The sequence below is a fragment of the Vibrio sp. 10N.222.54.A3 genome, from assembly GCF_041474095.1.
In the GTDB taxonomy this organism is placed as follows: Bacteria; Pseudomonadota; Gammaproteobacteria; order Enterobacterales; family Vibrionaceae; genus Vibrio; species Vibrio crassostreae_C.
The window spans coordinates 1-6,012 of record NZ_JBFRTN010000035.1; the positions used below are offsets into that span (position 1 = coordinate 1).

The 6,012-nt window shown below is 45.6% G+C and carries 4 protein-coding genes; 2 read left to right on the forward strand and 2 right to left on the reverse strand.

The window, feature by feature from the left end; all coding sequences use genetic code 11:
• Positions 1-68 precede the first annotated feature (68 nt).
• Positions 69-647 (reverse strand): hypothetical protein, encoded by a 579-nt coding sequence (locus AB4507_RS08970; protein ID WP_017067975.1) that lies wholly within the window; start codon positions 645-647, stop codon positions 69-71.
• Positions 648-859: 212 nt separating this feature from the next.
• Positions 860-2,458, reverse strand: a complete 1,599-nt coding sequence (locus AB4507_RS08975) for an isocitrate lyase (protein ID WP_136981762.1) — start codon at positions 2,456-2,458, stop codon at positions 860-862.
• Positions 2,459-2,599: 141 nt separating this feature from the next.
• Between AB4507_RS08975 and AB4507_RS08980 the strand changes: the two genes are divergently transcribed.
• Both AB4507_RS08980 and AB4507_RS08985 read left to right on the forward strand, forming a co-directional pair.
• Positions 2,600-3,553 (forward strand): LysR family transcriptional regulator, encoded by a 954-nt coding sequence (locus AB4507_RS08980; RefSeq protein ID WP_372074508.1) that lies wholly within the window; start codon positions 2,600-2,602, stop codon positions 3,551-3,553.
• A gap of 155 nt (positions 3,554-3,708) precedes the next feature.
• A complete protein-coding gene (locus AB4507_RS08985; RefSeq protein ID WP_065583554.1) occupies positions 3,709-5,892 on the forward strand; it encodes a malate synthase G in 2,184 nt (727 codons plus the stop codon).
• Positions 5,893-6,012 lie beyond the last annotated feature (120 nt).

Genomic DNA, 6,012 nt, shown 5'->3' on the forward strand with positions numbered 1-6,012 from the left:
TTGTGTATAAGAGACAGCCGTATTGGGAGCCATTTTTGTTTTTAAGAAGACTGATTTGTTGAACGTTTTCAGTCGGCCAACTCGGGCTCAGCTAACTCCTGAACACAAGCACGGCTGATGTCTTCATCAATGTAGGCCATACCGAGTTTATTGAGGTAGTCCATGCGATCAGCAGTGCGAAGCTCGATGTCGGGGCCTGCAATGTTATTGGCTTGATAAATTTCAGTGAGGTGAGACATGAATTGCTCGCCCACACTCATCATCAATAGACTCATTGCTCCTACGTCCGGTCTTACTTTGGCACGTTGCTTTTCAGATAAGTTTACCGCTAATACGATAGGCTGTTCTTCACCTTCGAAGCGAACGCCTCGCTCACGAACGGTTTGTTGAGCCCAGTAATATGCCAGTTCTTTGCTCTGGGTGAGAAACACTGGCTCAACCGATTCGGTGTAGTTGTTGCCGATGGTCGCCATAGTTTTTGAAGCTGCTTCGTTGAGCGCTTTGTCTCCAGAACGTTTTAAACCTTGGCCTTGAATAGAAGCCAATAAAGCGGAAGATGTGCCGTGATACCAAGTATCACCCGTCGCGAAACCATTCTCTGATAACAGTGTTTTTGCATCTTGTAGGTGTGTAGGTATTGAAGTCATAGGCACTCTCAAAAAATAAGAATCTTAACAAATAGGAATCTGAACAAATACGTATACAGTTAGCTTAAACAGAAGTTGTTCGGTTAACCGTGGTGTGGAACACAAATCTGAGGCTTTGAGATAAAGCTGGCAGTACAAGCTTTATCTCAAAGCCTTCCCCCGGATCTTACCTAAGTAAGAGAGAAGGACGGGGGAGGCTTTAGCGTTAGCGGTTAATCAAATTGATTAGACGTATTCGCTTCACCCGCGGCTTTTAGTGCATTCTCACCCGCGAAGTACTCTTTGTGATCATCACCGATGTCTGAACCAGACATGTTTTGGTGTTTAACACAAGCGATGCCTTGGCGTATCTCTTTACGCTGAACATTTGCAACATAGCCCAGCATGCCTTGGTCACCGAAGTATTCTTTTGCAAGGTTGTCAGTAGACAGCGCTGCAGTGTGGTAAGTCGGTAGAGTAATCAAGTGATGGAAGATACCCGCTTCACGAGATGCATCCGCTTGGAATGTGCGAATCTTGTCATCAGCTCGTTTAGACAATTCAGTTTCGTCATATTCAGCACTCATTAGGCTAGCACGGTCGTAAGCTGAAACATCTTTACCTTCTGCTACCATCGCATCGTAAGCTTGCTGACGGAAGTTTAGCGTCCAGTTGAATGATGGAGAGTTGTTGTAAACCAGTTTCGCATTAGGGTGTACTTCACGTACGCCGTCCATCATCTCTTTGATTTGACCGATGTGTGGTTTCTCAGTCTCAATCCAAAGTAGGTCAGCACCTGCATTGATTGCTTCGATACAGTCAAATACACAACGATCTTCACCAGTACCTTGGCGGAATTGGTATAAACCTGAAGGTAGACGCTTAGGTCGAACTAGCTTGCCGTCACGGTTGAAACAAACATCGCCTTCAGCCATATCAGCAACATCAATCTCTTCAACATCTAGGTATGAGTTGTAGATGTCACCTTGGTCGCCCGGCTCTTTCACTACGGCGATTTCTTTTGTTAGGCCAGCACCTTGTGAATCGGTACGAGCAACGATGATGCCGTTGTCGATGCCTAGCTCAAGGAAAGCGTAACGAAGCGCACGAAGTTTTGCGTGGAAGTCAGCGTGTGGAACCGTTACTTTGCCGTCTTGGTGACCACATTGTTTCTCGTCGGCTACTTGGTTTTCGATTTGTAGACAACAAGCTCCCGCTTCAATCATCTGCTTAGCCATTAGGTAAGTCGCTTCTGCGTTACCGAAACCAGCATCGATATCGGCAATGATTGGCACTACGTGTGTCACGTGGTTGTCGATTTTGTCTTGAATACGGTCTTGTAGGTTCACATCACCTGCTTCACGCGCAGCGTCTAGCTCACGGAATAAACCACCCAGTTCACGAGCATCGGCTTGGCGCAGGAATGTGTATAGTTCTTCTACTAGGCCTGCAACCGATGTTTTCTCATGCATTGATTGGTCTGGAAGTGGACCAAAGTCAGAGCGAAGTGCAGCAACCATCCAACCAGAAAGGTATAGGTAACGACGGTCAGTCTTGCCATCAAAGTGCTTCTTAATAGAAATCAGCTTTTGTTGGCCGATGAAACCATGCCAGCAACCCAGAGACTGAGTGTATTGAGAGCTGTCTTCGTCGTAAGCCGCCATGTCTGCACGCATGATATCTGCCGTGTATTGCGCAATATCCAGACCTGTTTTGAATTTGTTTTGAGCTCGCATACGAGCAGCAGATTCAGGGTTAATTGCATCCCATGGAGCACCAGCAGCGCTTTTTGCAACTTCAATCATTTCGATATCTTGTGTAATTTGCGACATAACTATTCCTTAGTTTCACGTGGACATGTTGGCCAATTTGGCGAGGTCATTTGATTTGGATTAAATCTAACCATGGACAAATAATAATCATGTATGTGATAATTTTGTTAATTTATAGTTATTATATTCGGTATTTTTCTTATGAATATTGCTCGTATAGACCTTAATTTACTTGTGTATTTAGACATGTTGCTACGTGAGAGAAACGTTACACGAGCAGCAAATCAATTGGGTATTACTCAGCCTGCCATGAGTAATGGCCTTCGCCGATTGCGTGATCTGTTTGAAGACCCGCTATTAGTAAGAACAAGTGAAGGGATGATACCGACCGAACGCGCGCATAAGTTGCAGCCACTGATTCGAAACATCTTGGCGAATGTAGAGAAGACACTGCAACCGACCACAGAGTTTAATGCAGAAGACAGTGAACGCGTGTTTCGTATCATGGCGAGTGACTATGCAGAGTCGACCATTATTCAACCTCTTCTGAAAAGGTTAAGTGAGATAGCACCGAAAATACGACTGGATATCATGACGCCAAGTGACGTGAGTTATCAGGATGTAGAGCAAGGTACCGTTGATATAATTATCAACCGATTTGACGATATTCCTCAGTCGTTTCACCAGATGAGCCTCTGGCACGACGGGTTTTCTTGCCTATTTAGTTGTGACAACCCGATCGCCGACAACTTCGATATTTTGTCTTATTTAAAGGCACAACATATTTGGGTAAGTAAGACAGGTATGGGAACGGGAGTGGGAATAAACCCAAGTGAAGCACAAAAGCTTGGTTGGATAGATGAGGCATTAATACGCATCGGTAAAACCCGTAACATCACGGTGTTTACTCGACACTATTTGTCGGCGATTCTCTTCGCTCAGCAGAAGAACCTTATCCTGACTATTCCTACCAAAGCAGCTCAACTGCAGCGCAATAATCCTAGATTGTTGATCAAGCCTGCGCCATTTGCGATTGAACCCTTTGAGGTGAAGATGGCGTGGAGTCCATTGTTACAAACCAATCCAGACCATCAGTGGATGCGTCGTTTGATTAAAAGTGTCGCTAACGAAATCGAGAGTGGAGTGACGGAATAACATAGTTTGTAGGGTATTTTTTATATGAATATCCAATATAACCGGCATAAATTAGCTAAATTCATGTCCGTTAAGTAAGTTTAAATCAGTAAAGTAAATTTGAGCTAGTCACGAAAATTTATTGAGTAGCCATCAATTAGTTTGAGAGAGATTTTATGAGCAGTCGTATTCAACAGGGAAGCTTGAACATTGATAGCACCCTCTACCAATTAATTAATGAGCAGGTGATTCCTGGAACAGGCATTGTCGCTGAAGACTTTTGGCAATCATTTGCAACCATTCTTGAAGATTTGGCGCCAAAAAATCGCGCATTGCTTATCAAGCGTGAAGATCTTCAACATCAAATTGACGTTTGGCACCAAGAGCGTGCCGGGCAAACGCTAGATCCTGTAGAGTACAAACAGTTCTTACAGCAGATCGGTTATTTGGTTCCTGAAGGCGATGACTTTCAAGTGACGACAGCCAGCGTAGAACCTGAGATCGCAACACAAGCAGGGCCGCAGCTTGTGGTGCCAATCATGAACGCACGCTTTGCACTTAACGCAGCCAATGCGCGTTGGGGCAGTCTATATGATGCGCTCTACGGAACGGACGTGATCAGTGAAAGTGATGGCGCGGAAAAGGGCGGAAGCTTTAACCCTGCTCGTGGCGCTAAAGTAGTGACTTATGCTCGTGAGTTCCTTGATGATGCAGCGCCATTAAACGGTGTCTCTCATAAAGACGTGACCAAATACAGCATCAGTAACGCTAGCATCGGCAATAAGCTCATAGCGACACTCGATAACGGCGAAGAAGTCACTCTCATTGATAGCGACCAGTTCATTGGCTATCAAGGTGACGCAAGTTCCCCTTCGTGCATTCTTCTTAAACACAATAATCTGCACATCGAAATTCAAATTGACCCAAGCGCACCGATTGGTAGCGTTGATGTGGCGGGTATTAAAGATGTGTTGGTCGAAGCTGCCCTAACAACCATTATGGATTGCGAAGACTCGGTTGCTGCAGTTGATGGTGAAGACAAAGCATTGGCTTACCGTAACTGGTTAGGCTTGATGAAAGGTGATCTGCAAGAATCACTAGAGAAAAACGGCAAAACTATTGTTCGTAACCTTAATCCCGATCGCCAATACACCAGCGTGACGGGTGGTGAGATTTCACTAAAAGGCCGCAGCATGTTGTTCATCCGTAATGTCGGCCACTTGATGACTAACCCTGCGATTATTGATGCCGAAGGTAATGAAGTGCCTGAAGGCATTATGGATGGCATGATCACTTCGTTAATTGCGATGCATGATTTAAAAGGCAACAGCGCGTACCAAAACTCGACTGCGAACAGTATCAACATCGTAAAACCTAAGATGCATGGCCCTGAAGAAGTCGCCTTTACTAATGAATTGTTTGGCCGTATTGAAGATGCATTAGGGCTAGATCGATTCACGATAAAAGTCGGCATCATGGACGAAGAGCGTCGTACTTCGGTTAACCTTAAAGAATGTATTCGTGCAGCTAAAGATCGTGTTGTGTTTATCAACACAGGTTTCTTAGACCGAACGGGTGATGAGATTCACACCAGTATGGAAGCGGGGCCTTTTGCTCCTAAAACACAGCTGAAAACCATGACTTGGATTGGCGCATACGAAGATCAAAACGTTGATCTTGGCTTAGCTTGTGGCCTGCAAGGTAAAGCCCAGATTGGTAAAGGTATGTGGCCAGAGCCGGATAATATGGCGAAGATGATGGACGCGAAAATCGGACATCCACAAGCGGGTGCCAATACCGCTTGGGTTCCTTCTCCAACCGCCGCGACTTTGCACGCGCTGCACTATCATAAGGTGAGTGTACCAAGCCGTCAGAAAGAGCTTCGTGAGCGAGTGAGAGCCAATGTCGATGATATTCTTACTATCCCGTTACTGGGCGATCAAAAGCTTACCGCGCAAGATATTCAAAGTGAACTGGATAACAACACCCAAGGTATTTTGGGTTATGTGGTTCGTTGGATTGACCAAGGCGTTGGTTGTTCGAAGGTACCTGATATTAACGATGTAGGGTTAATGGAAGACCGAGCGACGCTGCGTATTTCAAGCCAGCATATTGCGAACTGGTTACGTCACGGCATTTGCGAGGAAGCTCAGGTAATGAAAACCATGAAGCGTATGGCCGCAGTGGTGGATGAGCAAAACGCTGGCGACCCGAGTTACCGTAACATGGCGCCTGATTTTGAAAACAGCATTGCATTTTCAGCGGCGTGTCAGTTGGTATTCGAAGGCTGTGCTCAGCCGAGCGGTTACACCGAGCCAGTGCTGCACGCGATGCGTCTAAAACTGAAAGCGCAGGGATAGTGAAGCAACCGAATAACAAAAACAGAGAATGTAAAATACTAAAAAAAGAAACCCCCTTTAACCGAGCCCAAGGTGCCGCGCTTTTATAGCGCGGCTTTTTTTTGGTTCATCGCGGCTTTC

Excerpts from the sequence above, each read along its gene's own strand:
- AB4507_RS08970 (WP_017067975.1), bottom strand. The coding sequence starts at position 647 with ATGACTTCAATACCTACACACCTACAAGATGCAAAAACACTGTTATCA.
- AB4507_RS08975 (WP_136981762.1), bottom strand. The coding sequence starts at position 2,458 with ATGTCGCAAATTACACAAGATATCGAAATGATTGAAGTTGCAAAAAGC.
- AB4507_RS08980 (WP_372074508.1), top strand. The coding sequence starts at position 2,600 with ATGAATATTGCTCGTATAGACCTTAATTTACTTGTGTATTTAGACATG.
- AB4507_RS08985 (WP_065583554.1), top strand. The coding sequence starts at position 3,709 with ATGAGCAGTCGTATTCAACAGGGAAGCTTGAACATTGATAGCACCCTC.